This is a genomic window from Pseudorhodoplanes sp. (genome assembly GCA_032027085.1).
Classification (GTDB): Bacteria; Pseudomonadota; Alphaproteobacteria; order Rhizobiales; family Xanthobacteraceae; genus Pseudorhodoplanes.
Map to the genome: position 1 here is coordinate 3,652,702 of JAVSMS010000001.1, position 22,706 is coordinate 3,675,407.

The 22,706-nt window shown below is 61.0% G+C and carries 29 protein-coding genes; 17 read left to right on the plus strand and 12 right to left on the minus strand.

Annotation, left to right across the window (positions count from 1 at the left end; all coding sequences use genetic code 11):
- Positions 1–55: 55 nt before the first annotated feature.
- The 6 genes from RO009_17645 (at position 56) to RO009_17670 (ending at position 4,129) form a co-directional block, all read left to right on the plus strand.
- Positions 56–274 (plus strand): amphi-Trp domain-containing protein, encoded by a 219-nt coding sequence (locus RO009_17645; GenBank protein MDT3686857.1) that lies wholly within the window; start codon positions 56–58, stop codon positions 272–274.
- 821 nt (positions 275–1,095) lie between these two features.
- Positions 1,096–1,494, plus strand: a complete 399-nt coding sequence (locus tag RO009_17650; GenBank protein MDT3686858.1) for a hypothetical protein — start codon at positions 1,096–1,098, stop codon at positions 1,492–1,494.
- Between the two features lie 95 nt (positions 1,495–1,589).
- Positions 1,590–2,285 carry an HAD hydrolase-like protein gene (locus RO009_17655; protein ID MDT3686859.1) on the plus strand — a complete coding sequence of 232 codons (696 nt, stop codon included), beginning with the start codon at positions 1,590–1,592 and terminating at the stop codon, positions 2,283–2,285.
- A gap of 32 nt (positions 2,286–2,317) precedes the next feature.
- Positions 2,318–3,055, plus strand: a complete 738-nt coding sequence (locus RO009_17660; GenBank protein MDT3686860.1) for a hypothetical protein — start codon at positions 2,318–2,320, stop codon at positions 3,053–3,055.
- A 56-nt stretch (positions 3,056–3,111) separates the two neighbouring features.
- Positions 3,112–3,897, plus strand: coding sequence for an ion channel (locus RO009_17665; GenBank protein ID MDT3686861.1), 786 nt, complete (start codon positions 3,112–3,114; stop codon positions 3,895–3,897).
- Between the two features lie 55 nt (positions 3,898–3,952).
- Positions 3,953–4,129, plus strand: coding sequence for a hypothetical protein (locus tag RO009_17670; GenBank protein MDT3686862.1), 177 nt, complete (start codon positions 3,953–3,955; stop codon positions 4,127–4,129).
- 101 nt (positions 4,130–4,230) lie between these two features.
- On the opposite strand, the gene RO009_17675 is transcribed toward RO009_17670, so the two are convergent.
- Both RO009_17675 and RO009_17680 read right to left on the minus strand, forming a co-directional pair.
- Entirely contained in the window at positions 4,231–4,614 is a 384-nt protein-coding gene (locus tag RO009_17675; protein MDT3686863.1) for a hypothetical protein, read from the minus strand.
- Positions 4,615–4,834: 220 nt separating this feature from the next.
- On the minus strand, positions 4,835–5,164 hold the full coding sequence (locus tag RO009_17680; protein ID MDT3686864.1) for a hypothetical protein: 330 nt from the start codon (positions 5,162–5,164) through the stop codon (positions 4,835–4,837).
- Between the two features lie 133 nt (positions 5,165–5,297).
- On the opposite strand from RO009_17680, the gene RO009_17685 reads away from it, so the two are divergent.
- Positions 5,298–5,843 carry a Spy/CpxP family protein refolding chaperone gene (locus RO009_17685; GenBank protein ID MDT3686865.1) on the plus strand — a complete coding sequence of 182 codons (546 nt, stop codon included), beginning with the start codon at positions 5,298–5,300 and terminating at the stop codon, positions 5,841–5,843.
- 229 nt (positions 5,844–6,072) lie between these two features.
- On the plus strand, positions 6,073–6,468 hold the full coding sequence (locus RO009_17690) for a GNAT family N-acetyltransferase (protein MDT3686866.1): 396 nt from the start codon (positions 6,073–6,075) through the stop codon (positions 6,466–6,468).
- Positions 6,469–6,532: 64 nt separating this feature from the next.
- Here the strand turns inward: RO009_17690 and RO009_17695 are convergent, their stop codons facing one another.
- Positions 6,533–6,910 carry an SPW repeat protein gene (locus RO009_17695; protein MDT3686867.1) on the minus strand — a complete coding sequence of 126 codons (378 nt, stop codon included), beginning with the start codon at positions 6,908–6,910 and terminating at the stop codon, positions 6,533–6,535.
- Between the two features lie 702 nt (positions 6,911–7,612).
- A complete protein-coding gene (locus RO009_17700) occupies positions 7,613–8,326 on the minus strand; it encodes a haloacid dehalogenase type II (GenBank protein ID MDT3686868.1) in 714 nt (237 codons plus the stop codon).
- Positions 8,327–8,543: 217 nt separating this feature from the next.
- Between RO009_17700 and RO009_17705 the strand changes: the two genes are divergently transcribed.
- Positions 8,544–8,930 (plus strand): hypothetical protein, encoded by a 387-nt coding sequence (locus tag RO009_17705; protein ID MDT3686869.1) that lies wholly within the window; start codon positions 8,544–8,546, stop codon positions 8,928–8,930.
- Between the two features lie 83 nt (positions 8,931–9,013).
- Positions 9,014–9,304 carry a DUF2218 domain-containing protein gene (locus RO009_17710; protein MDT3686870.1) on the plus strand — a complete coding sequence of 97 codons (291 nt, stop codon included), beginning with the start codon at positions 9,014–9,016 and terminating at the stop codon, positions 9,302–9,304.
- A 70-nt stretch (positions 9,305–9,374) separates the two neighbouring features.
- Here RO009_17710 and RO009_17715 read toward each other — a convergent pair whose 3' ends face one another.
- A complete protein-coding gene (locus RO009_17715; protein MDT3686871.1) occupies positions 9,375–9,614 on the minus strand; it encodes a hypothetical protein in 240 nt (79 codons plus the stop codon).
- A gap of 199 nt (positions 9,615–9,813) precedes the next feature.
- On the opposite strand from RO009_17715, the gene RO009_17720 reads away from it, so the two are divergent.
- Entirely contained in the window at positions 9,814–10,212 is a 399-nt protein-coding gene (locus RO009_17720) for a hypothetical protein (GenBank protein ID MDT3686872.1), read from the plus strand.
- 12 nt (positions 10,213–10,224) lie between these two features.
- On the opposite strand, the gene RO009_17725 is transcribed toward RO009_17720, so the two are convergent.
- Together RO009_17725 and RO009_17730 are read right to left on the minus strand one after the other, a co-directional pair.
- Positions 10,225–11,019, minus strand: coding sequence for a type II CAAX endopeptidase family protein (locus RO009_17725; GenBank protein MDT3686873.1), 795 nt, complete (start codon positions 11,017–11,019; stop codon positions 10,225–10,227).
- A 13-nt stretch (positions 11,020–11,032) separates the two neighbouring features.
- Positions 11,033–11,731: a metal-dependent hydrolase gene (locus tag RO009_17730; GenBank protein ID MDT3686874.1), complete on the minus strand. Its 699-nt coding sequence runs from the start codon at positions 11,729–11,731 to the stop codon at positions 11,033–11,035.
- A gap of 200 nt (positions 11,732–11,931) precedes the next feature.
- On the opposite strand from RO009_17730, the gene ruvX reads away from it, so the two are divergent.
- Positions 11,932–12,411, plus strand: a complete 480-nt coding sequence (ruvX, locus tag RO009_17735) for a Holliday junction resolvase RuvX (protein MDT3686875.1) — start codon at positions 11,932–11,934, stop codon at positions 12,409–12,411.
- A gap of 1 nt (position 12,412) precedes the next feature.
- Here the strand turns inward: ruvX and RO009_17740 are convergent, their stop codons facing one another.
- From RO009_17740 to RO009_17755, 4 genes are all read right to left on the minus strand, one after another.
- The gene (locus RO009_17740; GenBank protein ID MDT3686876.1) at positions 12,413–12,961 is read right to left on the minus strand and encodes a disulfide bond formation protein B; all 549 of its coding nucleotides are present in this window, start codon (positions 12,959–12,961) and stop codon (positions 12,413–12,415) included.
- Between the two features lie 2 nt (positions 12,962–12,963).
- Entirely contained in the window at positions 12,964–13,116 is a 153-nt protein-coding gene (locus RO009_17745; protein MDT3686877.1) for a DUF5993 family protein, read from the minus strand.
- A gap of 122 nt (positions 13,117–13,238) precedes the next feature.
- The gene (locus tag RO009_17750) at positions 13,239–13,628 is read right to left on the minus strand and encodes a hypothetical protein (GenBank protein MDT3686878.1); all 390 of its coding nucleotides are present in this window, start codon (positions 13,626–13,628) and stop codon (positions 13,239–13,241) included.
- A gap of 100 nt (positions 13,629–13,728) precedes the next feature.
- Entirely contained in the window at positions 13,729–15,336 is a 1,608-nt protein-coding gene (locus tag RO009_17755; GenBank protein MDT3686879.1) for an acyl-CoA dehydrogenase family protein, read from the minus strand.
- 121 nt (positions 15,337–15,457) lie between these two features.
- Here RO009_17755 and RO009_17760 point away from each other — a divergent pair, with 121 nt between their 5' ends.
- Genes RO009_17760 through dprA form a run of 4 tightly spaced genes read left to right on the plus strand, consistent with a single transcriptional unit; the run spans position 15,458 to position 19,498 of the window.
- Positions 15,458–16,411, plus strand: a complete 954-nt coding sequence (locus RO009_17760) for an aspartate carbamoyltransferase catalytic subunit (protein MDT3686880.1) — start codon at positions 15,458–15,460, stop codon at positions 16,409–16,411.
- A 2-nt stretch (positions 16,412–16,413) separates the two neighbouring features.
- Positions 16,414–17,721, plus strand: a complete 1,308-nt coding sequence (locus RO009_17765; protein MDT3686881.1) for a dihydroorotase — start codon at positions 16,414–16,416, stop codon at positions 17,719–17,721.
- 32 nt (positions 17,722–17,753) lie between these two features.
- Entirely contained in the window at positions 17,754–18,377 is a 624-nt protein-coding gene (plsY, locus tag RO009_17770) for a glycerol-3-phosphate 1-O-acyltransferase PlsY (GenBank protein MDT3686882.1), read from the plus strand.
- 20 nt (positions 18,378–18,397) lie between these two features.
- On the plus strand, positions 18,398–19,498 hold the full coding sequence (gene dprA, locus RO009_17775; protein MDT3686883.1) for a DNA-processing protein DprA: 1,101 nt from the start codon (positions 18,398–18,400) through the stop codon (positions 19,496–19,498).
- Here the strand turns inward: dprA and RO009_17780 are convergent, their stop codons facing one another.
- A complete protein-coding gene (locus RO009_17780) occupies positions 19,499–19,687 on the minus strand; it encodes a hypothetical protein (protein MDT3686884.1) in 189 nt (62 codons plus the stop codon).
- A gap of 260 nt (positions 19,688–19,947) precedes the next feature.
- Between RO009_17780 and topA the strand changes: the two genes are divergently transcribed.
- A complete protein-coding gene (gene topA / locus RO009_17785; protein ID MDT3686885.1) occupies positions 19,948–22,686 on the plus strand; it encodes a type I DNA topoisomerase in 2,739 nt (912 codons plus the stop codon).
- The last annotated feature ends 20 nt before the right edge of the window (positions 22,687–22,706 follow it).

A 22,706-nucleotide genomic window follows, 5' to 3' on the forward strand; every position in this document is an offset into this window, starting at 1 on the left:
TGCCGCCGATGCAGGCACGCGCCATCTGCCATCATCATCATCGCAGAGAGGCCACATGAAACCCGTGCGCGACATCGAAAAGGACTATCCCCTCCCCGACTTCATCGAGAAGCTCCGCCGGCTGGCCGACGCGCTGGAGAAAGGCGAGCGTTTCGATATCCAGATCGCCGGGGAGCGCGTCTATGTGCCGGTGCGCGCGCGCTTCAATATCGAGCACGAGCGCGGCGAGGACGGCGAGGAAATCGAATTCCAGATCAAGTGGGACAAGACATAACGCTTGGAGGCAGAGCAGCGCACGAAGCAAAAGCGTAGCCCGGATGGAGCGCAGCGAAATCCGGGACCGCTCTGCCCGCATTCCGCTGCGCTTCATGCGGGCTACGAGACTCGCATGATCAGCGGACCGTGCAGATTCCGCTGCCGGGCGATTTCGATCGGAGCCAGCGCGCTTGCGGCTGATCGCCACGCACTGCAAGCACAGCGCGCCAAAGCCGTTCTTCTGGCAAGCGCAGCCTCGATGGACGATCCGGATTTCGTCGGGCAAAAATCGCCGGCCCACCCTTGACAATATTCCTATAGGACTATAATCTGTATCCACCTCGTCCGCTTGAGGGGCGCTTGTCGCGAGGCGTTGCGCAGGCGGGACGAAGGAAGGGGCGCCGCCGGAGATGCGGGGGCGCAGCCTTTCTGGACGGCGGCGGGCAATTCCCGCCCTCGGCCGGTGCGGCGCCCGCGGGCGAGCCTCGCAAGCTCGCACTCGGGCCACGCCGGGGCTCCGCCCGAGGCCACTATTGGGCCTCTGCCAGGAGCTGGCTGACCGCGAGGCGATCAGCGTTGCGTAGAGATCGCCCGCCGAAGCGCGGCCCGGCGTTGCAGTGAAGACGCCGCTGATGGTGCGCCGGTCGGCGCGGCGATCCGCAAGGATCGCTCACTTAAGGAAGGTTGCGCCGCCCGGCGCGCCATCCCCCCCTCTCTTTGAAGAGAGGGAAAAGGAATGAAGGCGGACCCGGCGCCTCAAACAATACGGGCGATGGCGCGCGCCTGCTGGCAGCGTCATCTTCGCGAATGCGAGGCGACACAGAAAGAGGATCACAGGACATGATCAAGACAGACGACACCACCTGCAGGCGCAAGTTTTCCGGCGACAAGACAGACGTCTTCGGCCGCTGGGTGAGCGATATGCATTGCCTCTGGCGCTATTGCGAGAAGCGCTCATGTCAGCGCAACCGCGCTTGCGGCGGCGACATCAAACACTGCCTGCATTTCATGCCGCTGGTGCCCTACGAGGCGCGCGAGTTCCTTTTTAGTTGGGACAGCGCGCAAGCGGCTGGCCTCAGCTTCGAGGAGATGGTGGAGGAGTATGCGGAAGAATGGCATACGCTGCTGGCTTGGCAGGAAATGGTACGCGATACCCTGCCGGAGAACAGATGGAAGGAGCGGCTACGCTTGGAGGCAGAACAGCACGCAAAGCTGAATGGGCAAGGCGGGCAGCATTGATGATCGTAGCAAGCGTAGCCCGGATGGAGCGCAGCGAAATCCGGGACCGCTCTGCCCGCTTTCCGCTTTCGCTGCATGCGGGTTACACATCACCCATGACCTTGACACCCATGCCTTACAAACTCGCCATCTTCGACCTCGACGGCACCTTGTCCGACAGCTTCCCGTGGTTTCTGCGCATCGTGAATGTGGTCGCCGACAGGCACGGCGTTCGCCGCATCAAGGACCATGAGATTGAAACCGTGCGCGGCAAGGGCGCGCGTGAGATCGTCAAATTCTTTCAGGTGCCGGCCTGGAAGCTGCCGATTATCGCGCGCGACATGCGTCGCATTAAAGCCGCCCAGCTCGACGAGATTCCGCTCTTTCCCGGCGTCGATCGCCTGCTGCAGGAGCTCACCGCCAAAGGCGTTGCCACGGCGATCGTCTCCTCCGACAGCGAGGAGAATGTCCGCCGCGCGCTTGGCCCGGAGAATGCGCGGCTGATTTCGCACTATGCCTGCGGCGCCTCGATCTTCGGCAAGGCGCAAAAATTCCGCCGCGTGCTGAAGCTGGCGGGCGTCGCGGCGGCCGACGCGATCTGCATCGGCGACGAAATCCGCGACATCGAGGCCGCGCGCAGGGCCGGTATTGCCTTCGGCGCTGTCACCTGGGGCTATGCGACCGCGCAGGCGCTGCGGGCGCGCAAGCCCGAGGAAGTATTTGCCAGCATGGACGACATGATCGCGCGACTCGCGCCTGAACCCGGTTGCCGGTCCGCGGCACCAATATCTATGATGAGCGCACAGGAATAGCTTGCCATCGTCTCGCGCTTGGGAGGGGCCGCATGAACGTCCCGACAGCAGACGTCCGCCGCGTTGTGACCTTCACAGACTCCCGGCTCGCCAGGCTAATGCTGATCCTGGCCGCCATCATGTTCGCGGTCGCCGTATTGTTCATCTCCACCTCCACGCCCGACGAGCCTCACTACCTGCGCGGCTGGCTGCTCGGCTTCGCAGGCATCGGCCTCGCCGTCTGGGGGCATTTCAGCCTGTTCAGGAACGCCAAGGCGCTGCTCACGCTCTCGCCGCAGGGACTTGTGCTGTCCAGCCTCGGCAAGGACATGTTCATTCCGTGGCGGGAGGTGCGCGGCATCGAGACCGTCAGTTTCAGAACGCTGACCTCGATCTGGACTTCGCTGCCGCCCATTCTGGTGCCGGTCAGGCTGAAGAATGTGAGCGCGGTGCTCGTCTCGCGCGATTTCTACGAGGACGAGATCCTTCCGACCTCGCCCGTGCTGGCGCACACCGCGGTGTGGGCCCGCACCTTCCGTCCCAAAGGCGACAACCTCATCCAGGTCTGCCTGCATCACAATCTGCTGCCGGCGACGTCGGAGGAGATTCGCAAGGAAGTGGCGGCGCGCTGGTATGCGTTTCGCGATGTGGATACGGCGGATGCTGCTGCGGACGCTGCCCCTGACATGGTCGCGCCCGGAACGATTGTGTCAGGCACGGCGGCATCGCCGCGCACCGCGGGCCAACACAGGAAACCCAAGTTTCTGGTCAGGTGGGGCAAGAAGACATGATAGAAAGCTCTGCCCGCTGGCGTGTCACGCCACCGGAGCAGCGCTCGAAAGTCGCCATGCCCACACGCCCGGTCCTCCATTTCCGCGACTGGTTGAAGAGCCTGTATGAGGGGCGTTCCCCCGAGGCGCATCGTTTCCGTTACGGCCTGCTGGTCTTCGACATCGTCACGCTGATGTTCATCGTGGGGACATCCTTCATTCCCCGCCACCCCATTATCGAATTTGCCGACGTCATCTTCGGTCTGTTGATCCTCTCCGATTTCCTCGCACGTCTTCTCATCAGCGACAGGCCGCTGCGCGAGTTTCTGAATCCCGTCACCTGGGCGGACGCGGCGTCCATTGTGTCGTTCCTCGCGCCGCTCACCGGCGAGCCGGCCGGCTTCCTGCGCATCCTTCGTACCTTGCGTCTTCTGCGCAGCTATCAATTGCTGTCGCGCCTGCGTGCCGACTTTCCCTATTTCCGCGCGCATGAAGAAGTCATCATCGCGGTCGCGAATTTCGCCGTGTTCCTGTTCGTGATGACGGGCTTCGTCTACGAGACCCAGCATCTGACCAATCCCGGGATCCGGAATTACGTCGACGCGCTCTATTTCACCGTCACTGCGCTGACCACGACCGGCTTCGGCGACATCACCCTGGAGGGCACGCTGGGACGGCTGATCTCGGTCGCCATCATGATCTTCGGCGTGACCCTGTTCTTCAATCTGGCCCGGGCGGTGCTGCGGCCGCGCAAGGTGCGGTTTCAGTGCCCGGATTGCGGCCTGATGACGCACGATCCCGACGCCGTCCACTGCAAGGCCTGCGGCCGGCTGCTGAAAATCCCGAACAAGGATCCGGACTGATAGGCATGAAACTCTTCCGGCCTGCGCTCATTGACGTCAAAAGCGGGAGCGCATCATGCCTGTTCGCGAAGGTCCGCCGCAGCCGGCGCCGCCACCGAAAACCGAGCCTTATCCTGCGCAAAAGGCGCGCGGCGGCGAAATCATTCTGCGCACGCCTTTGCGCCGCGCCATTTTCATCGGCGGGCTGGTCGGAATATTCTTACTGCTCCTCGTCCTGCGGCTGCTGTCATAGCCTTTGCTGCACCTGCGGCCGCAGTCATAGTTCAAAAAAGCAGCGTTCAAAAATCCAGCGGCCGGGAGGTCCCGGCCGCTGGATCGGAATGTGCTTATGGATCAGCACGCCCAATAATCGATCTTCCCGCCGTAATTGCCGCGCACCGCGCAACCGCGGTAGCCCTGACCATAATAATAGCGCGGGACAACGACCGTGGATTCATACGCGACGCCCGGCGCATAGGCGTACGAGTCATAAGCCGGTTCCGCATAGCCCGGCGCATAGGCGTAGCTCGAATAGGCCGGCGCATAAGCGTAGCCTGGTCCGTAGGCGTAGCCATAACGCGGCGCCGTCAGCGCCGAGCCGACAATCGCGCCGGCTGCAAAGCCTGCGCCCGCGGCCGCCCAAGGTTTCCAGCTTCGTGCCGACGCGGTTGTCATCACACCGGCCGTCATCGCGCCCGCAACAACGAGCGCCACAGCACCTTTCGAAAAGGGTGTCATGCATGCCTCCAAGTTTCGCGCCCGCTCGTCGGGCCGCATCTTGGCATCAACGCAGAGCGATGAGCCTCGTTCCGGCAAAACAGCCGCCGATCGTTCCCGCAATGTCAGGTTCCTTCGCAAAAACGACCTCCGCCGCGCAGAGGACATCGCCGCAAATTTCTGCATCTGCCTTAACAAGCATAGGAATCATTTCTTCATTCTTGCTAGATAGTGACGCGCCTCACCGCCCGCTCAGGACGCGATCCAGCCGCGCAATCAGCCACACCAGCCATCCCGCGGCGATGACCCCGCCCAGGACCGTGCAGAGGATGCTGACGATGATGATCTGGTCCTTGCCGTCGGCGCCCGCGGAGAATGTGCCTTGCGGGAAATAGACCGACGCGTCGCCGAACGCATATCTCGCCAGCAGCCACATGGCCGGAAACGACAAGGCCGTCACGGCCAGCGTGCTGGCAAGTCCTTGCATCGCGGCAACGCAGGTCGCGACGGTCAGTGCAAGCAGGATCGATGCGATCGCCGCGACCGCGCCCCAGCCGGACAGGATGCTCATGGTGCCCCCGAAAAGACAGTCCGGGGCTTGGTCGCGGCGCGGGCGCAGAAGGTTCAAGTTATTGTGCGTGCCCGTTTCTGTCCGCGAAAGCGGCTATAATGACGACGATAGCCAAAGCGCAAGGATGAATGGCATGCTGTCCCGTCTTGCTCTCGCAATGTCGATCCTGATGTCTCTCTCCATCCCGGCCTCGACCCAGCACGCGCAACCTTATGCCGGCTTGCAGACTCGTGCGGTGAAGGCGCTGTCCGATCAGCAGATCGCCGACCTGCGCGCCGGCCGCGGGATGGGATTGGCGCTCGCCGCCGAGCTGAACGGTTATCCCGGCCCGCTGCACGCCTTCGAATTGCGGCGCGAACTCGATCTCAGCGAAGCGCAGGCCGCCCGCGCGCAAGACCTGTTCGATGCGATGAAAATGGAAACCATTCCGCTGGGCGAAAACGTGATCGCCGCGGAAGCCGCGCTTGACCGGCAATTCGCCGGCCGCAGCATCACGCTGGCCAGCCTCGATGCCGCGACGCTGCGCATCGGCGAGGCGCAGGCGAAACTGCGCGCTGCGCATCTGCGCTACCACTTGGCGATGCTTGAGGTGCTGACGCCGGACCAGATCGCCCGCTACAGCGCATTGCGCGGCTATCCCAGCGGCACGCCGCATCGCGGTCACCACCAGCGGCACTAGTATGGTGGTCCAGACGTTCGCTTCGTTCTCACGGCGAGCCGTCAAGCGAATTTCGGAACCAAACCACACTGACTCATAGCTTTGCTGGGTCGTGCGAATTTGAATTCGCTTGATGGGCATGCTGCACAAGCAGGCGAACCTTCGGGGCGGGACGCTGGCGTTGGCACGAAATGCCACTACATTGCGTTCAGCACATTAGCTTGCATTCAAGATTTGCGGGTCAAAACCGATGAGGGATCAGGTCAAAGACAATCCTGCCGAGCACCGCTTTGAACTCGATATGGGCGGACATCTTGCCGGCGCCTATTACCGGCGCGAACCGGGCGTCATCACCTTCATCCACACCGAAGTGCCTCCGGCGTTGGGCGGCCAGGGCATCGGCTCGAAACTTGTTCGCGGAGCGCTTGAATTGGTGCGCAAGGAAGGTCTGCGCGTCGTCGCGAAATGTCCGTTCGTCGCCGCTTACATGGGCAAACATCCAGAATACAACGACCTGCTTGAAATGCCCGGTGCGACGGCGACCGGTCGCAACGACAAGAAACATCTTGATGATCTGCTGGAGGAAGGACTGAAACAAACCTTTCCGGCCAGCGATCCGCCGGCTGTCGTCGATCCAACGCGGTAGCGCTCAAACCTCTCCCCGCGCAGAACCGAAGCCGGGTGGGCCGGCTTCGGCAGCGTGCAAAAGATCAGTGACCGTAGCGGGCCAGGTCGGCGTCGCTCGCATTCCGGTCCTGCCAGAGTTCGAGCACAGCCAGCAGGATAACCGCTGCGCCGAGGACGTAATGCCAGAGGCTGAGCGCCCCGGCATAGGCGAAGATGAACGGCGAACCGATCAGCCAGGCACCGAGCGCAACCTCCCCGGTTTCTTCCCAGCGATGCAGATCAACCAGTTCGAGCCCGTTCAGCATCATGACCAACAGGCCAACAATGACTGCATTCCACGCCACCACCGGGTCGTCCTGTACCCCGGCGAGCCAGGGCGACAGCCCGATCGCCACGCCGAGGCAGATGCCAACCCAGTCTTCCCAGGTGCGATGAACATTAAAAAGCCGGATGCCTGCCATGGGACCCTCCATTGGAAAGCGCGTCCGGCTGGCCGGAAGTATGGGAAATTCCAAAAGCGGCGTCCGGTCAGGCGGACTCGCGTTAGACTAAAGTATAACAATCATGCTCCCGGCGCAAGAAGATGGTTTTAGGTGCGCGGCGGCCATTAGGCCGTTTAATCGGCCTGAATAGCCACCTCGCCCGTCAATCCGGCGCAACCGCCACGCATTTCCATGGGAAAACACCAAACTTTGAAGCCGGTGGCGGTCGGGGCCTGCAGGTTGTGCAGTTTCTCGAAGTAGCCGATTTCCGCCCGGCTTCGTGCCCTACCTAGATCAGGCTGGGGTCGCCCGTGGCGGCGCATTTCGCTCTGTGAAACCTCGCGCCCGCTCCAAGGGCGCTCCAGCAAAGGGAGCGTGACATCCCCCTCATGCCGCATCCGGTGCCGACACAGCCTCGATGTCCAGACATCGACCTAGCCCGCGCATTGATCAAAACGATGTTGAGCGGGTGCGGGACGTGTTCGATCCGTGCGAGTTGCACCTCTATCTCTGCCGAGGTGACCACATGTCCCTCGGGGCGCATCGGCCGACGACAAATTCAAGGACGATCAGATCTGGCAGCTTGGATTGGGCAACCACTAGACTGGATTATTTGCATTCGGCACGCAGCAATTCAAAGGCCAGCAAGCAAGTAAGCCGGACGCGCGGGGCAAAATCCGATTACGTCTCCAACTTGTCCGCCAGTTCCTCCAGACCTTTCACAGCCAGATCCACCTTCACGCTTGGCATGACTTCTCCGCGTCCCTTGCCGTGCTCGTCAGGCCGCGCCACATGCGCTGTCCGCAATCCCAGTGCAGCAGCAGCGGCCAGATCGCTCGAATGCGAGGCGATCATCATACATTGCCGCGGCTCGAGATCGAACGACTCGCAGGCCGCAAGATAGACTTGAAGCTTGGGTTTGAAATTGCGCGCGATATCAGCGCCCAGAATGGCGTCCCAGGGTAAACCGTTGCGCCGCGCCAGATCGACCATCAACGAGATGTTTCCGTTCGAGACCGGCGCGAGTCTGTATCTCGTTTTCAGCCGTATGAGACCTGGCGCCACATCCGGCCAGGCATCAAGCCTGTGCCAGGCAAGAGTGAGGCGATCCAGTGTCGCATCATCGAGCGGTTGAATATTGAAGCGCGGCAGAATGCGCTCGAGATTACGCCGGTGCAGGACGTCGAGCTTGCAATAAGGCTGGCGGCCGGCGCGCACTTCCTCCATCGCCGGCTGATATTCGGCGCGCCAGGCATCAGCCAATGCCGGCCAGTCCAGAACATGGCCCCGCGGACCCAGAATCGACTCCGCCTCGCGCGCGACGTTGCTTCGGAAGTCAACCAATGTCCCGAAGACATCGAAGAACAAGGCTCTGACATCTGCGAAAGTGTCCATGCGTTTTCCCGACTTGCCCCATTTGCAGGCTAGCCCGCTCTCAACTCCGATTTGCCGACAATTCGAGGCAAAAGCGCCCCGAAGGATAGACAAGTTCTGAACGCGAGCCATCTAGTTTTGGCACTCGTGAATGCCCCGGAATGAAATGCCCCGTTTGAAAGCCAAAGCGAGCCGGAGATTGCAGCCGGCGGGGTCCCGCCCTGCGCCCGGAACAGTCGTGCGCCAGGCGGCGCGTCAGAAATACAGCCGTCGCGAACGACGAATCGGTCTGATTCTGGTCGCGCTGTTTGGCCTCATCTTTACCGGCGGCTTTACCTGGACCGCGTCCGTGCAGTGGCGCAATTCGGCCGACGCTGAAGCTCTGGCTCTTTCCGCGATTGAAAAGGAACGGCGGCGCGCGGCTGTCCTGTTCGTGCCGTTGAGGGGAAATGTCTGCCGTCGCCGTGTGATCGACAATCAGACGTGGCTGATTGCAGATGCCGGCTTTGTCACCTGCGATGAGGCGGTGACCTGGAACTCGCATCATCCCAACGTCAAATTCCAGTTTGTCGAACGCGTCGAGCAATTGCGCTCCGGCTTCCGAACCAATTCCGGCGGAAAATAATCGCCACTTTTCGGTCCTGAACTAGCTATTGCCGCCCGGTTTGCTAAAAACTATCTGAATGATCCTGCAAACAGGATGGCAACATGCTCGTGTCTGAAGCCCGCATTCGCACCGCGTCCGCCAGCAAATATCTGCAGCAGCTTTGCAGGCACTGGAGTCACAAGTTCCAGGTTGAGTTCACGCCGGAAACCGGGCGCGTCCCGTTTGCTGCGGATCGCCTGTGCGACTTTGCAGCCACGCCGGACATGCTCACCCTTCGCGTGGAGGCGGCAGATGATGAATCACTGTCACGCACCGAGCGCGTGGTGATCGATCATCTGAGGCGGTTCGCTTTTCGTGAGCATCTGGGCAGCGTCGAATGGCGCAGGCTCTGACTGCAATCCGGCAAAAAGGCGGTCTCGCATTTCGCCGAGACCGCCAAAGTATCTGCGATCCAAAGCAGGCTCAGTTTCCGACGGCGTCGCTGACGCATTTCTTCATGTGACTGGTCTTCGCGGCGCCGGACAGTTTCTTGGCGGCGGAATCAGCCTCGCATTTGGCGGTTGCGTCTGCCTCGCATTTCTTCATGAAACTTGTCTGGGCTGCCCCGGCGAGTTTCTTGTTTGCCGATTCGACCTTGCACGAGGCCGCGTGCGCGCTGCCGGCTGCAAGGGAAATTGCGGCAGCGATTGCAAGCATCTTCATGGGGTTCCTCCTGAATGGCGGCCAATAACTCAGCCGTCCCTCTGACAGCCTTAAAGCCGAGTATGACGCTGTAAAGGCTCGGTCCTACTATATTACCCTAGTCGCCCGATATTCACAGTCGTCTCTTGTTTATTCAGCAATTCTTGAACAATTCGCGCCACCCTTCCCTGAGTGCTGCGTGCCGATGGCAGAGACCAGAATGGACTCAATCGCAAGCAAACGACGCCGTGTTCGTCGCAAAGTGCCCTACCGCGATTTTTATCGTGGGGTCCTGGCTGCGCTGCTTCTCATTTTCGTTTTTGCCGCAGCCTTCTACGATCACGACTGGCTGGCCGTTTTCGGCGGTGCCAGGGATGAATCCTATACTGTGGGTGATCCTTCGGATCACGCCCCGCGGACCGGCTCCATTCTTTTCGTGCCGCCGAGCGGAAACCGCTGTCGGCATCGTCTGATCGACAACTACACCTGGTTCATTCGCGACAACGGCTTCGTCAATTGCAATGAACTGGCCTCGCGCGGCTCCGACCCGGTCAGCCGCGAATACAATTCAAGCCCAAGGCTTGACGCGATCCGCGACGCCTTTAGCCGCAAGAAATAGCTTCTGCGAGGCTCACGCCGACAGGCGTTCAACGATGAAGGCTACCTGTAACAGCGACGTCAGGTTGATGATCGCATGCAGGAGCAGTGTCAGGGTGGTCGAGCCCGACCGCCAGCGCAGCCACCCGAGCAGCAGACCAATCACGAAAATATGCGTGAGGTAGAAGGCGCTGTACTGGATATGCATCACGGCCCAGATGCCGGAGGGAATCAGCACCGCTCCGAGGACACCCACACGCGACGCCGCCAGCCCGCGAAACATGAAACCTCTAAACACAAGCTCTTCGGCAAGCGGCGCGGCGACCACAAGCGCAATCGCCAGCAGCCAGATCGTGTCGGAATCCCGCGCCGTCAGATAGAGATTGCGTACGAAATCCGGAACGATGGGCTGGCCTGTCAGAAAGGATGACAAATCTGCCAGCGGCAGCAGCACGGCGATGCACACCAATCCAATGAAAACATCCCATCGTTGCGGCCAGACCAACGCAAGGTAATCCGCAAAGCTCCAGCGTTTTTGCCGCACGGCCAGCCAGATGACAGCGAGTTCCGCGGGCACCGCTGCAATCGATACAAGCGAGACGGCCATGGCGTGAGAGGCGAAGGTTTGGACTTCCGAATCCGACAGGTCCACCCCGACATCGAACCATAGCAGCAGGGCAACGATCACCAGAAACTGAACCGCCGTCCAGACAAGAATTGCCAAAGCGGTCCAGAGGCAACTGCCCCAGAATTTCCATGGCTCGCGCCGTCCGGAATCGGGCGCGACCGGATTGCCTTCGGTCGAGGCCGGCAAATCAATATCGGCCACGGATGCGGCTCCGTCAGACAGAAAATGCTTGGCCTTTTTCCGGCACAATCACCTTGGTTGCGCTACCCTTCATCTCCGCAACAAATTTATCGGCATTGGGCTCGATGATCGGGAAGCTGCCATAGTGGCAGGGTACGACGGCATCAAGCTTGAAAAAACGCCTGATCGCCAGCGCCGCAGTGCGCGGACTCATGGTGAAACGATCACCAATCGGCACGAATGCGATTTTCGGTTCATGGATTTCGGCGATCAGCGCCATGTCGGAGAAGATATCCGTGTCGCCCAAATGGTACACGGTCGGCTCCCCGTTCGCCTTGATGATCACGCCACAGGGATTGCCGAGATAGATCGGCATCCCGTCCGTGATGTCGCCGGAAGAATGATCGGCCCGCACCAGCGTCACCGTGAAGCCGCCCTGATCGGTCGTTCCCCCCGTATTCATGGGATCGAATGTCTTCAGGCCCTTGCCGGCCAGCCACATGCAGAGATCGTAGTTGGCGACAACGGTCGCGCCCGTCGCTTCCGCAACATCCAGAGCGTCGCCGACATGGTCGCTATGGCCATGGGTGAGAATGATGCGGGTGACGCCCTTCATTGCAGCGTTGCGATCCGACACGAACGCGGGGTTTCCGGTGAAGAAAGGATCGATCAGCACCGCATGGTTGCCGAAATCGAGACGGAATGCCGAATGGCCGTACCAAGTGATCTGCATGTTCTCTTCGTGTGCTTTCAGGTGAACCGGGCTAATACTAGAGCGTTTTCCGGCGAAGTGGGAACCGGTTCGCCGTGGAAAACGCGATCAATCAAGAAAATCTAGAACATGATTCGATTCAATCAACGCATCACGCTCTGGCCAGATTGCGCGGTCGGACAATCAATGCTCTGTCGCCCCGTATGAGGACGCCTGCCAAAATGCCCGCATCCATTGTCACCCTAGCGGAGGCTGCCACCCTTTGGCCGCCGCGCGGCACCCTGATCGGCCTTGATCTTGGCACCAAGACGATTGGGGTCGCATCCTCGGACCCGGACCGGAAGCTTGCGACCGGGGTCGAGACGATTGCGCGCAAGACCTTCACGGTGGATGCCAGCCGCATTCTCGCCTTGGCCGACGAGCGAAAGGCGGTTGGATTCGTGCTCGGTCTCCCCCTGAATATGGACGGCTCGGAAGGCCCGCGCGCCCAGTCGACGCGATCCTTCGCCCGCAATTTCTCCAAACTCTCCGATCTGCCTATCGCGCTCTGGGACGAGCGGCTTTCCACCGCTGCCGTTGAGCGGGACCTGATTGCAGCCGACGCCAGCCGCAGCAAGCGTGCCGCCGTCATCGACCAACACGCCGCCGCTTTCATCTTACAGGGCGCCCTCGACAGACTGGCGCGAAGCGCCGGCGGCTGACCTACCTCTTCAGCAACAGATACTCTGTCGGATTGTCCGGGCAGAGCCCGGCGCCACATTCGAGCAATGTCGAAATTCCGTTGCCCAAAGTCAGCAGTGCAAACAATCCAAAGACGGCGGCGGCAAAACCGCCCAGCGGCATCGCTACCTTTTCGGCGTCCTTGAACTGCCGGTCAGAGAGCAACATGGCCGCCGTTCCCGCCACTATCAGCCCGAACAGGATGAAGGCCCATGTATAGAAATGCAGGCCCAGGAAAGCGTTGCCGTACGAGCCGCTGCCGGGCACGACATGCAAGGCCACCTGACGCAGCGAGATCGCGCCGCCGGCCACCGCAGCCAGAATTGTCGTCGCGTAATGACTGGGCCGCGGACCAAAACGGAGATTGAGCGCAAGGCCAAAGCCCGCGGCAGCAAAACCGGCCCGCTGCAGAATGCAAAGCGGACACGGCAAATCCCCGAAAATGATCTGATCGGCGAAGGCGAAAGCAAGAACGCTGCTGATCGCAAGCAGGCCCAGCGCATTCAATCGCCATGACAGAAGTGGCGTCATTGTCACAAACCGAGCCCAAGCTGCGACGTGGCGTGAACGCGGAACAGCACAAGGATGGTCAGCAACGCTGTACCCCACAATACAAGCGCCAGGTTGCGATGACCCGACCAGATAGCGCCCAATGCCGCTGCGATTGCGAAAAACGGTATGGTCATCATGTTCTGTGACTTGCAACGAATCGCATTAGCGTCGCGCATCGTTGCCGAAAAGTCATCTGCTTTGCCAAAAAAAGAAGGCGGCCCGGCAGGCCGCCTTCTCTGAACTCGCTTAAACGCCGCTAGCATGCCCCGTAGTCGGTCTTGCCACCATAATTGCCGACCGTCGCACAACCGCTAATGCCGTCCGAACCATCGGAACGATAATTTCCGTAGCCATAGCTGCCGGGCGCGGGCGCCTGTCCTGGTGCATACGCATAGGCCTGATAGGCGGGCGCTTGTCCCGGTGCATAGGCATAAGCCGGATAGGCCGGTGCTTGTCCTGGTGCATCCGTATAAGCCTGATAGGCCGGCCCGTAAGCGGCAGCATTGGCGGCTGTTGCCCCGGCCACAAAGCCTGCGCCGGCAGCGGTCGCGGGCCGCCATGTGCGTGCCAATGTCGGCGAGGCGGCTGCAACAGTGATCGTTCCCACAAGAGCAAGCGCGAGCGAGTTTTTAATGACGGGTGTCATTACAAGTCTCCACGTTTTTTACACACAAACACCCCTGTGCAGTCACAAGGACCGCACCCTCCTCGCGTCTGCAACGCGACGCATTTTCTCCCGTTCCACATCAATCGAATGAAAGCGCGCGATCAAGCAAGCGTGATGCAGTTCCCGCAACGTCGCATGCACCGTAAGTTTCCTTGCGACACGCGCCCATGCGAATTCGGGTAAAATCGTCTGCGATCTGCGGTGCCGTGCCTGCAAGTGCATCAGCCGCTGCAAGATGAGCGATCTGTTCGACGATCATTCGTGCCTTGGATTCGGCACCGGGTTCTTTCAAAATCGCCGCAATTGAACGAGCCGCCTCAGCGACCGCCGGAAACTCTTTAGCCTCATGCGCAAGACCGGCAATGACCTCTAACGACGCCGGCTCCTTGCGGATGGCACGCAATATGTCGAGCCCCATGACATTGCCCGATCCTTCCCAGATGGCATTCACCGGAGCCTCGCGATAAAGGCGAGGCAGCATTGAATCCTCGACATAGCCGTTGCCGCCGAGACATTCCATCGCCTCATACACGAATGCAGGCGCAGTCTTGCAAATCCAGTATTTGATCGCGGGCGTGAGCAAGCGCGACCGCGCCGCCTCCAATTCATCCTGTGCAGCCAGGTCGAAGGATCGACACAAACGCAAAACAGCCGCGACCGCTCCCTCGACGGCGAGAGCCATATCGGCCAGCACATTCCGCATCATCGGCTGATCCACCAGTTTCTTCTGGAAGACGCTGCGATGACGCGCATGATGCAGGGCCTGTACGAGCGCCATTCGCATCATGCCGGCGGAGGAGATGGCGCAATCGAGCCGGGTCAATTGCACCATCTGCAGGATTGTCCGGATCCCGTTTCCCTCCTCACCCAGGATCACCGCGAATGCGTCCCGAAATTCCACTTCGGACGAGGCGTTCGAGCGATTGCCGAGCTTGTCTTTTAGCCTCTGGAAATGCAGTCTGTTGACCTGACCATCCGGCCTGAAGCGCGGCATGAAAAAGCACGTCAGACCGCCCGGCGCCTGCGCCAGCACGATGAATCCGTCGCACATGGGCGCCGACATGAACCATTTGTGGCCTGTGATCGAATAACCATCGCCGACGCGGATGGCTTGCGTTGTATTCGCGCGGACGTCGGTGCCGCCCTGTTTCTCCGTCATGCCCATGCCGAGCGTGATCGCCGTCTTGTCGCTCCATGGACGAAACGAGGGATCGTAGTCGCGCGAGGCAATTTTCGGCAGCAGCGACCGCAACAGATCCGGGGCGGCGCGAAGGGCGGCAACGGAGGCCCGTGTCATGGTGATCGGGCACATATGCCCATTCTCGACCTGCGCCACCATGTAGAACCGCGCCGCCCGGGCGACTTCCGAGGGTGGCTGCGCCGGTTTCCCCTGCGCCGTCCATGTTCCGCAATGAAGACCTGCCTGCATGCTTTCCGACATGAAATGGTGATAGGCGGGGTCAAACGTGATGACGTCATGCTCGAGCACCGGAGCATTGCGGTTGGCCATCCGGGCCAGTTCGAACATCCCGGCTGTCCCCCAGCGGCGCCCGAAGGCCGACAGAGCTTTCCCCTCGCCTGCGGCGCCGTTGGCAGCCACCGCTTCCTGAAGCGGCAAATCGCTCGCGAACAAATCGACGTCCACGTAGGGCGGTGTCTGGTTCATGTCGGTTGAACTCTCGGCCATGGCGGGCACCCCCGGATTTGGCCGAATTTTACCACGGCACCATGCCATCCGCCCGCTAGCTGGGGACCGCGCGTTTGTGATCTTGCGGGGCGATCTCAATCGGCCTATAGAGCCGGCTTTAATGAACATTGCCACGAAATCCTCCTTCGTCCTCAACCGCCGTCATCTGTTGGGGATCGAGGGGCTTTCGCATTCCGAGATTACCGGACTTCTCGACCTGTCCGAAGAATTCGTCGACCTGAACCGGCAGATCGAAAAGAAACGCACCTCGCTGCGCGGTCGCACCCAGATCAATCTCTTCTTCGAATCATCCACCCGCACCCAGTCCTCCTTCGAACTGGCAGGAAAACGGCTCGGCGCCGACGTCATGAACATGTCGGTCGGCTCGTCTTCGATCAAGAAGGGCGAGACGCTGATCGACACCGCGATCACGCTGAATGCCATGCATCCCGATATTCTGGTGATGCGCCATCACGCGTCCGGGGCGGTCGAGCTCCTGTCGCAAAAGGTGGACGGTTCTGTCATCAATGCCGGCGACGGTGCGCACGAGCACCCGACGCAAGCCTTGCTCGATGCGCTGACCATCCGGCGCAACAAGGGTCGCATCGAGGGCCTGATCGTCGCGATCTGCGGGGACATTCTGCATTCGCGCGTCGCGCGATCGAACATCATTCTGCTGAACACGCTGGGCGCGCGGGTGCGCGTTGTCGCACCTTCGACCTTGCTGCCGCCGGGCATTGAGCGTCTCGGTGTGGACGTGGTGCGCGACATGCGCGAGGGACTGGCTGACGCGGACATTGTCATGATGCTGCGGCTGCAGCGCGAGCGCATGAATGGTTCTTTCGTTCCCTCAACCCAGGAATACTTTGCGTATTACGGGCTGGACCAGCGCAAGCTTGCCTACGCCAAGCCGGACGCATTGGTGATGCATCCGGGCCCCATGAATCGCGGAGTCGAGATCGATTCGGCTGTCGCCGATGGAGCGCAATCCTTGATCCGCGAACAGGTGGAAATGGGGGTGGCAGTTCGCATGGCCGTCCTTGAAGCCCTGTCCCGGAATTTGCCGAACGCATGAGAATGTTGTCAGACCGCCGCCCGATCCTGCTTGCCAATGCCCGGATCATCGATCCGTCACGCGATCTGGATTTTCCCGGAGACCTTCTGATTGCCGACGGAGTGATCCGCGAGGCCAAGCGCGGCATTGGCGCCGCCGGTGTGCCGGAAGGCACGGAGATTGTCGACTGCAAGGGGCGTGTGGTCGCGCCGGGTCTCGTCGACATGCGCGCTTTCATCGGCGAGCCGGGTGCCGAGCATCGCGAAACGCTTGCGACCGCAAGCCAGGCGGCGGCCGCCGGCGGCGTTACCACCATCGTTTGCCAGCCCGACACCAATCCGGTGATTGACGACCATGCGATCGTCGATTTCATCCTGCGGCGCGCGCGAGACACGGCCATCGTCAACGTCGCGCCGATGGCGGCTTTGACCAAGGGTCTGGCCGGCAGGGAAATGACCGAAATCGGGTTGCTCAAGGCGGCGGGCGCGGTGGCTTTCACCGACGGGGTGAGAAGCGTCACCAACGCGCAAGTGATGCGCAGGGCGCTGACCTATGCCCGCGATTTCGACGTGTTGATCGTGCATCATACCGAAGATCCCGATCTCATCGGCGAAGGGGTGATGAATGAAGGCGAGCTGGCTTCGCGTCTCGGTCTCCAGGGCATTCCGAAAGCCGCCGAAGCCATCATGCTGGAACGTGACATGCTCTTGGTCGCGCTCACGCAAAGCCGATATCACGCGGCCTCGGTGACATGCAGTGAGTCGCTCGCAATCCTGCGCCGCGCCAAGGAAGCAGGGCTTGCGGTCACGGCCTCGGCGTCGATCAATCATCTGACCTTGAATGAGATCGACATCGGCTCCTACAGAACCTTCTTCAAGGTTTCGCCTCCGCTGCGCGCGGACCAGGATCGCGACCAGTTGGTCGAAGCCGTCGGCTCCGGTCTCATCGACGTGATCATGTCCGACCACAATCCGCAGGATGTGGAGACCAAGCGATTGCCCTTTGCGGAAGCGGCGCCCGGCGCCATTGGCCTCGAAACGATGCTGTCGGCGGGCCTGCGCCTGGTGCATTCCGAGCGGCTGTCGCTCGCCAGGCTTCTCTATGCAATGTCGACTCGCCCCGCCGAGCTGCTGGGCCTGCCGGGTGGGACGCTCCGTACTGGCGCGCCGGCGGACGTCATCGTGATCGACCTCGACACCGCCTGGGTGCTCGACCCCGCCGACCTCAAATCCAAATGCAAGAACACGCCATTCGATGAAGCCCGGCTTGAGGGCCGCGTGGTTCGCACCATCGTTGCCGGCCGCACGGCGTATGAGTACGCTTCGGCCTAAGCCGGCAATGATCGGCGCTCGGGGGCAACGGCATGGCTTTTCTGGGTGATGGTTCTGCCCTGCCCGCATTGGCGGTGGCTCTTGTGCTTGGCTATGCGCTGGGCTCGATCCCGTTCGGGCTTGTTCTGACGCGGCTGGCCGGCACGAAGGACATCCGCGCCATCGGCTCCGGCAATATCGGGGCGACCAACGTTCTGCGCACGGGACGCAAGGGCCTCGCGGCGGCAACCCTCCTCTGCGACATGCTGAAAGGCACGGCCGCGGTTCTCATTACACATTATTTTCTCGGGAAAGACGCCGCGCTGTTCGGCGGGCTCGGGGCATTTCTGGGTCACCTGTTTCCGGTCTGGCTGGGATTCAAGGGCGGCAAGGGCGTTGCGACCTATATCGGCATTCTGGCTGCCTTTTCGTGGTCCATTGCGCTGGGCTACGGCGCCATCTGGATCGTGACGGCTTTCCTCACGCGCTATTCGTCACTGTCGGCACTGGTGGCGACCGTTGCCACTCCGGTCCTGCTGTGGTGGTTTGGCTATCGGGCTGAAATGCAGCTTTTCGTGGTGCTCTCGGTGTTCATCTTCGTCATGCACCGCGCCAACATCACCCGCCTCTTTGCCGGCACGGAAAGCAAGATTGGTCAACCCGCGGTGACGCCGTGACCGGCGCCGGGCGAGCCTGCGTGCGTTTGACGGACGCACAGCGGCTCGACTGGCTTCGTCTCATCCGCAGCGAAAATGTCGGGCCGCGGACGTTCCGGAGTCTTATCAAGCACTTTGGCAATGCCGGCGAAGCTCTGAGGGCCTTGCCGGATCTGGCGCGACGTGGCGGTGCCGCCCGACCGGGGCGCATTTGCAGCGTTGAAGAAGCGGAGCGCGAACTTGAGACGGCGCGACGACAGGGCGTCCTCTATGTCGCCCTGGGAGAGCCTGACTACCCTGTCCGCCTGCGCATGATTGACGACGCGCCGCCTCTCATCGCAGTCGGCGGACAGCGGGGCATTCTTGCAAATCCGATGATTGCCATCGTCGGCTCGCGCAACGCGTCCGGCGCCGGCGCGAAATTCGCGGGCGTGATTGCGAACGATCTGGCAAAAGCCGGCTTTGTCATCGTGTCCGGTCTTGCGCGGGGCATCGATTCCGCCGCGCATCGTGCGAGCCTCGCGACCGGCACGGTCGCGGTTCTGGCCGGCGGCCACGGCCATATTTATCCGCCGGAACATCTAGATCTCTTCAAGGAGCTGCTCCGGCACGGCATTGCGCTGAGCGAGATGCCGTTTGACTGGGAGCCTCGCGCACACGACTTTCCACGTCGCAACAGACTGATTTCCGGATTGTCGCTTGGCGTGGTGATCATTGAAGCAGCACGCCGCTCCGGTTCCCTCATCACTGCACGCTTGGCTCTGGAACAGGGACGTGAAGTCTTTGCGGTGCCGGGCTCACCCTTGGACCCCCGCGCGGAAGGCACCAACGGGTTGCTCAAGCAAGGCGCGACGCTGGTGACAGAAGCAGCAGACGTGCTGGCGGTGTTGCAGCCGATTTTGGGGGCGCCCAGCGAATTGTCCGTCAGAGAACCGGAGATCGATATCCACGAGGAACCCGGAGAGCCTCAGCCCGAGGAAAGAAGCCGCATCATCGCGCTGCTCAGTCCCACACCGATCAGCATCGACGACCTGATCCGCCTGTCAGGCACCCGGCCGGCCATGGTCCGGACGGTACTGCTGGAACTGGAAATCGCCGGCAGGCTTGAGCGTCAGGCCGGAGGCTGCGTCGCCCTGCTCTGATCAGCTCTCTTTGCCATCAATATCACGAAGCATGCTTCTGGCTTCCAGCTTCGCCATATCAAGCAGATAGGCCAAAGCCTCGAACTGATGCAGTTGCGCGATATTGGATAGTTCGCCAGCCAGCTCCTCCACGAAGAGGAGAGCGCCACGTGCTCCTGCGTCCTCGCGCCTGACGCGATTGTCATGCATGGATTGCCACCGGCTGCCGGGATGGGCCTCCACCCCGGCGAATCATACCTCCGAAGTTTTCTATTAGTTGCAAATTCCCCTGCAATCAATTTTTGGTCGTGGCCATAACGCTTTGAGCTTCTTGGAGTATTGACTTTATTACAATGGTGCTTGCGCACAGCATTTGACTTCGGGGGTCGATTTACCCATGTTCCGCCACCATCTGACGGGCGGCTCTACTCGGCGCCCGCATCATTTGTGCCCTAAGTCTTTGGAATTTCATGAATCTCGTCATCGTTGAATCTCCGGCCAAGGCCAAGACTATTAATAAATACCTCGGCCCTGGCCATGAGGTGCTGGCCTCGTTTGGTCATGTGCGCGACCTGCCGCCGAAAGACGGGTCGGTCGATCCCGAAGCCGATTTCAAGATGATCTGGGAAGTGGATGCCAAGGCGCAGAAGCGCCTGAACGATATCGCGCGCGCGCTGAAAGGCGCCGACAAGCTGATTCTCGCCACCGACCCTGACCGCGAGGGCGAGGCGATTTCCTGGCATGTTCTCGAAGTCATGAAGGAAAAGGGCGTGCTCAAGGATCAGCAGATCGAGCGCGTCGTCTTTAACGCTATTACCAAGCAGGCCGTCAGCGAGGCGATGAAGAACCCGCGCAAGATCGACCGCGCGCTGGTCGATGCCTATCTGGCGCGCCGCGCGCTCGACTATCTTGTCGGCTTCACGCTGTCGCCGGTTCTTTGGCGAAAATTGCCGGGCGCCCGATCTGCAGGCCGCGTACAGTCAGTCGCGTTGCGGCTGGTTTGTGACCGCGAACTCGAAATCGAAAAATTCGTCGCCCGCGAATACTGGTCGCTTATTGCCAATCTCGCTACGCCGCGCGGCGATGTTTTTGAGGCGCGCCTTGTCGGCGCTGACGGGCAGAAGATTCAGCGGCTTGATATCGGTTCCGGTCAGGAAGCCGAGGATTTCAAGAACGCTCTGGAGAGCGCGACATTCTCAGTTGCTTCCGTGGAAGCAAAACCCGCGCGGCGCAATCCGCCCCCGCCTTTCACCACCTCGACGATGCAGCAGGAAGCGAGCCGCAAGCTCGGCTTTGCGCCCGCGCATACGATGCGGCTGGCGCAGCGCCTTTACGAGGGCATTGATATCGACGGCGAAACGACCGGCCTCATCACCTATATGCGAACCGACGGCATCGACATGGCGGAAGAAGCCATTGCTTCGATCCGCACGATGATCGGCAAGTCCTACGGCACCCAATATGTGCCGGATGCTCCTCGCCGCTATCAGAACAAGTCGAAGAATGCGCAGGAAGCGCACGAGGCGGTTCGTCCCACGGATGCCAATCGTACGCCGAAAGAAGTCGCCCGCTATGTCGAATCCGACCAGGCCAAGCTCTACGAATTGATCTGGAATCGCGCCGTGGCCTGTCAGATGCAATCGGCGGAACTTGAGCGCACGACCGTCGACATCGCCGCGAAAGTGAACGGCCGGACTCTCGAATTGCGTGCGACCGGCCAGGTCGTGAAATTCGACGGCTTTCTGACCCTGTATCAGGAAGGCCACGATGACGATGACGCCGATGAAGAATCCAAGCGTCTTCCCGCCATGTCCGCCGGTGAAGTGCTAAAGAAAGAGTCGATCGTCTCGACCCAGCATTTCACCGAGCCGCCGCCCCGCTTCACCGAAGCTTCTCTTGTCAAGCGCATGGAAGAACTCGGCATCGGCCGCCCTTCAACCTATGCCTCAATCCTCGCGGTGCTCAGAGACCGCGGCTATACGCGCCTCGACAAGAAGCGGCTTATTCCCGAGGACAAAGGGCGGATCGTCGTCGCATTCCTGGAAAGTTTCTTCCAAAAATATGTCGAATATGATTTCACGGCCGGGCTCGAGGAGCAGCTCGATAAGGTCTCAAACAACGAGCTGTTCTGGCGGGATTTGCTGCGCGATTTCTGGGAGGACTTCACTGCCGCCGTCGGCGAGATCAAGGATCTTCGCATCACGCAGGTTCTGGATGCGTTAAATGAGCTGCTTGGGCCTCATATCTTCCCGCCGCGTTCCGACGGCGCGCCGGCGCGCCAATGTCCGAATTGCGGCGAAGGCCAATTGTCGCTGAAAGTCGGACGCTTTGGCGCTTTCATCGGCTGCTCGCGTTATCCGGAATGCCGCTTCACCCGCCAGCTTGCGGCTGGCGAGAACGGCGCCGGCCCCTCGTCGCGCGCGCTTGGCATCGACCCGGACACGGGTCTTGAGGTGACCGTGCGCACGGGCCGCTTTGGTCCCTATATCCAGCTTGGCGAGGGCAGCAAGGAAGAAAAACCGAAACGCGCCGGTCTGCCGAAAGGCATGGCCCCTGACGACATCACGCTGGACGTCGCGCTCGGCCTCCTGTCCTTGCCCCGAGAGATCGGCAAACATCCGGAAGACGGCGAGCCGATCCTTGCCGGGATCGGGCGTTTTGGGTCCTATGTGAAACATGGCAAGACCTACGCCAACCTTGAGGCTGGCGATGAGGTGCTCAATATCGGGCTCAATCGGGCGGTGACGCTGATTGCGGAGAAGAAGCTGAAGCCGTCGAGCGGACGCCGCTTCGGCGCCGACCCAGGCCGCAATCTGGGCGATCACCCTGACAAGGGTGGCCCCATCATCGCCAAGAGCGGGCGATACGGTGCCTATGTCACCCATGACGGGATCAATGCCACGATCACCGGCGACAAAACGCACGAAACAATTACGCTGGAAGAGGCTGCTGCACTGATTGACGCCCGCATCGCCGCAGGCGCGGTGCCAAAAAAGAAGAAGGCCAAGACCGAAAAAACCGCAAAAGCGGAGAAACCGGCCAAGGCGGAAAAATCGGCCAAGGCGGAAAAATCGGCCAAGGCCGCTTCCGAAAAAAAGCCGGTGAAGGCAAAAGCAAAATCGAAGCCTGCCGGCGACAGCAAGACGCTATCGGGAACGGCAGCGCCTAAGCCCCGCGCGGCAAAAAAGAAGAAGGTCGCGACGGGCTAACTTTGAACTGCCGGAACAAA

What these genes read in the sequence shown, in the direction of transcription:
- RO009_17740 (MDT3686876.1), bottom strand. Translation starts at nt 12,961, where the DNA reads ATGACGCCACTTCTGTCATGGCGATTGAATGCGCTGGGCCTGCTTGCG.
- RO009_17745 (MDT3686877.1), bottom strand. Translation starts at nt 13,116, where the DNA reads ATGACCATACCGTTTTTCGCAATCGCAGCGGCATTGGGCGCTATCTGG.
- RO009_17670 (MDT3686862.1), top strand. Translation starts at nt 3,953, where the DNA reads ATGCCTGTTCGCGAAGGTCCGCCGCAGCCGGCGCCGCCACCGAAAACC.
- RO009_17660 (MDT3686860.1), top strand. Translation starts at nt 2,318, where the DNA reads ATGAACGTCCCGACAGCAGACGTCCGCCGCGTTGTGACCTTCACAGAC.
- RO009_17650 (MDT3686858.1), top strand. Translation starts at nt 1,096, where the DNA reads ATGATCAAGACAGACGACACCACCTGCAGGCGCAAGTTTTCCGGCGAC.
- RO009_17665 (MDT3686861.1), top strand. Translation starts at nt 3,112, where the DNA reads ATGCCCACACGCCCGGTCCTCCATTTCCGCGACTGGTTGAAGAGCCTG.
- RO009_17765 (MDT3686881.1), top strand. Translation starts at nt 16,414, where the DNA reads ATGTTGTCAGACCGCCGCCCGATCCTGCTTGCCAATGCCCGGATCATC.
- RO009_17675 (MDT3686863.1), bottom strand. Translation starts at nt 4,614, where the DNA reads ATGACACCCTTTTCGAAAGGTGCTGTGGCGCTCGTTGTTGCGGGCGCG.
- plsY (MDT3686882.1), top strand. Translation starts at nt 17,754, where the DNA reads ATGGCTTTTCTGGGTGATGGTTCTGCCCTGCCCGCATTGGCGGTGGCT.
- RO009_17750 (MDT3686878.1), bottom strand. Translation starts at nt 13,628, where the DNA reads ATGACACCCGTCATTAAAAACTCGCTCGCGCTTGCTCTTGTGGGAACG.
- RO009_17655 (MDT3686859.1), top strand. Translation starts at nt 1,590, where the DNA reads ATGACCTTGACACCCATGCCTTACAAACTCGCCATCTTCGACCTCGAC.
- RO009_17720 (MDT3686872.1), top strand. Translation starts at nt 9,814, where the DNA reads ATGGACTCAATCGCAAGCAAACGACGCCGTGTTCGTCGCAAAGTGCCC.
- RO009_17695 (MDT3686867.1), bottom strand. Translation starts at nt 6,910, where the DNA reads ATGGCAGGCATCCGGCTTTTTAATGTTCATCGCACCTGGGAAGACTGG.
- ruvX (MDT3686875.1), top strand. Translation starts at nt 11,932, where the DNA reads ATGCCCGCATCCATTGTCACCCTAGCGGAGGCTGCCACCCTTTGGCCG.
- RO009_17700 (MDT3686868.1), bottom strand. Translation starts at nt 8,326, where the DNA reads ATGGACACTTTCGCAGATGTCAGAGCCTTGTTCTTCGATGTCTTCGGG.
- RO009_17710 (MDT3686870.1), top strand. Translation starts at nt 9,014, where the DNA reads ATGCTCGTGTCTGAAGCCCGCATTCGCACCGCGTCCGCCAGCAAATAT.
- RO009_17685 (MDT3686865.1), top strand. Translation starts at nt 5,298, where the DNA reads ATGCTGTCCCGTCTTGCTCTCGCAATGTCGATCCTGATGTCTCTCTCC.
- topA (MDT3686885.1), top strand. Translation starts at nt 19,948, where the DNA reads ATGAATCTCGTCATCGTTGAATCTCCGGCCAAGGCCAAGACTATTAAT.
- RO009_17690 (MDT3686866.1), top strand. Translation starts at nt 6,073, where the DNA reads ATGAGGGATCAGGTCAAAGACAATCCTGCCGAGCACCGCTTTGAACTC.
- RO009_17780 (MDT3686884.1), bottom strand. Translation starts at nt 19,687, where the DNA reads ATGCATGACAATCGCGTCAGGCGCGAGGACGCAGGAGCACGTGGCGCT.
- RO009_17730 (MDT3686874.1), bottom strand. Translation starts at nt 11,731, where the DNA reads ATGCAGATCACTTGGTACGGCCATTCGGCATTCCGTCTCGATTTCGGC.
- RO009_17715 (MDT3686871.1), bottom strand. Translation starts at nt 9,614, where the DNA reads ATGAAGATGCTTGCAATCGCTGCCGCAATTTCCCTTGCAGCCGGCAGC.
- RO009_17680 (MDT3686864.1), bottom strand. Translation starts at nt 5,164, where the DNA reads ATGAGCATCCTGTCCGGCTGGGGCGCGGTCGCGGCGATCGCATCGATC.
- RO009_17645 (MDT3686857.1), top strand. Translation starts at nt 56, where the DNA reads ATGAAACCCGTGCGCGACATCGAAAAGGACTATCCCCTCCCCGACTTC.
- RO009_17755 (MDT3686879.1), bottom strand. Translation starts at nt 15,336, where the DNA reads ATGGCCGAGAGTTCAACCGACATGAACCAGACACCGCCCTACGTGGAC.
- RO009_17760 (MDT3686880.1), top strand. Translation starts at nt 15,458, where the DNA reads ATGAACATTGCCACGAAATCCTCCTTCGTCCTCAACCGCCGTCATCTG.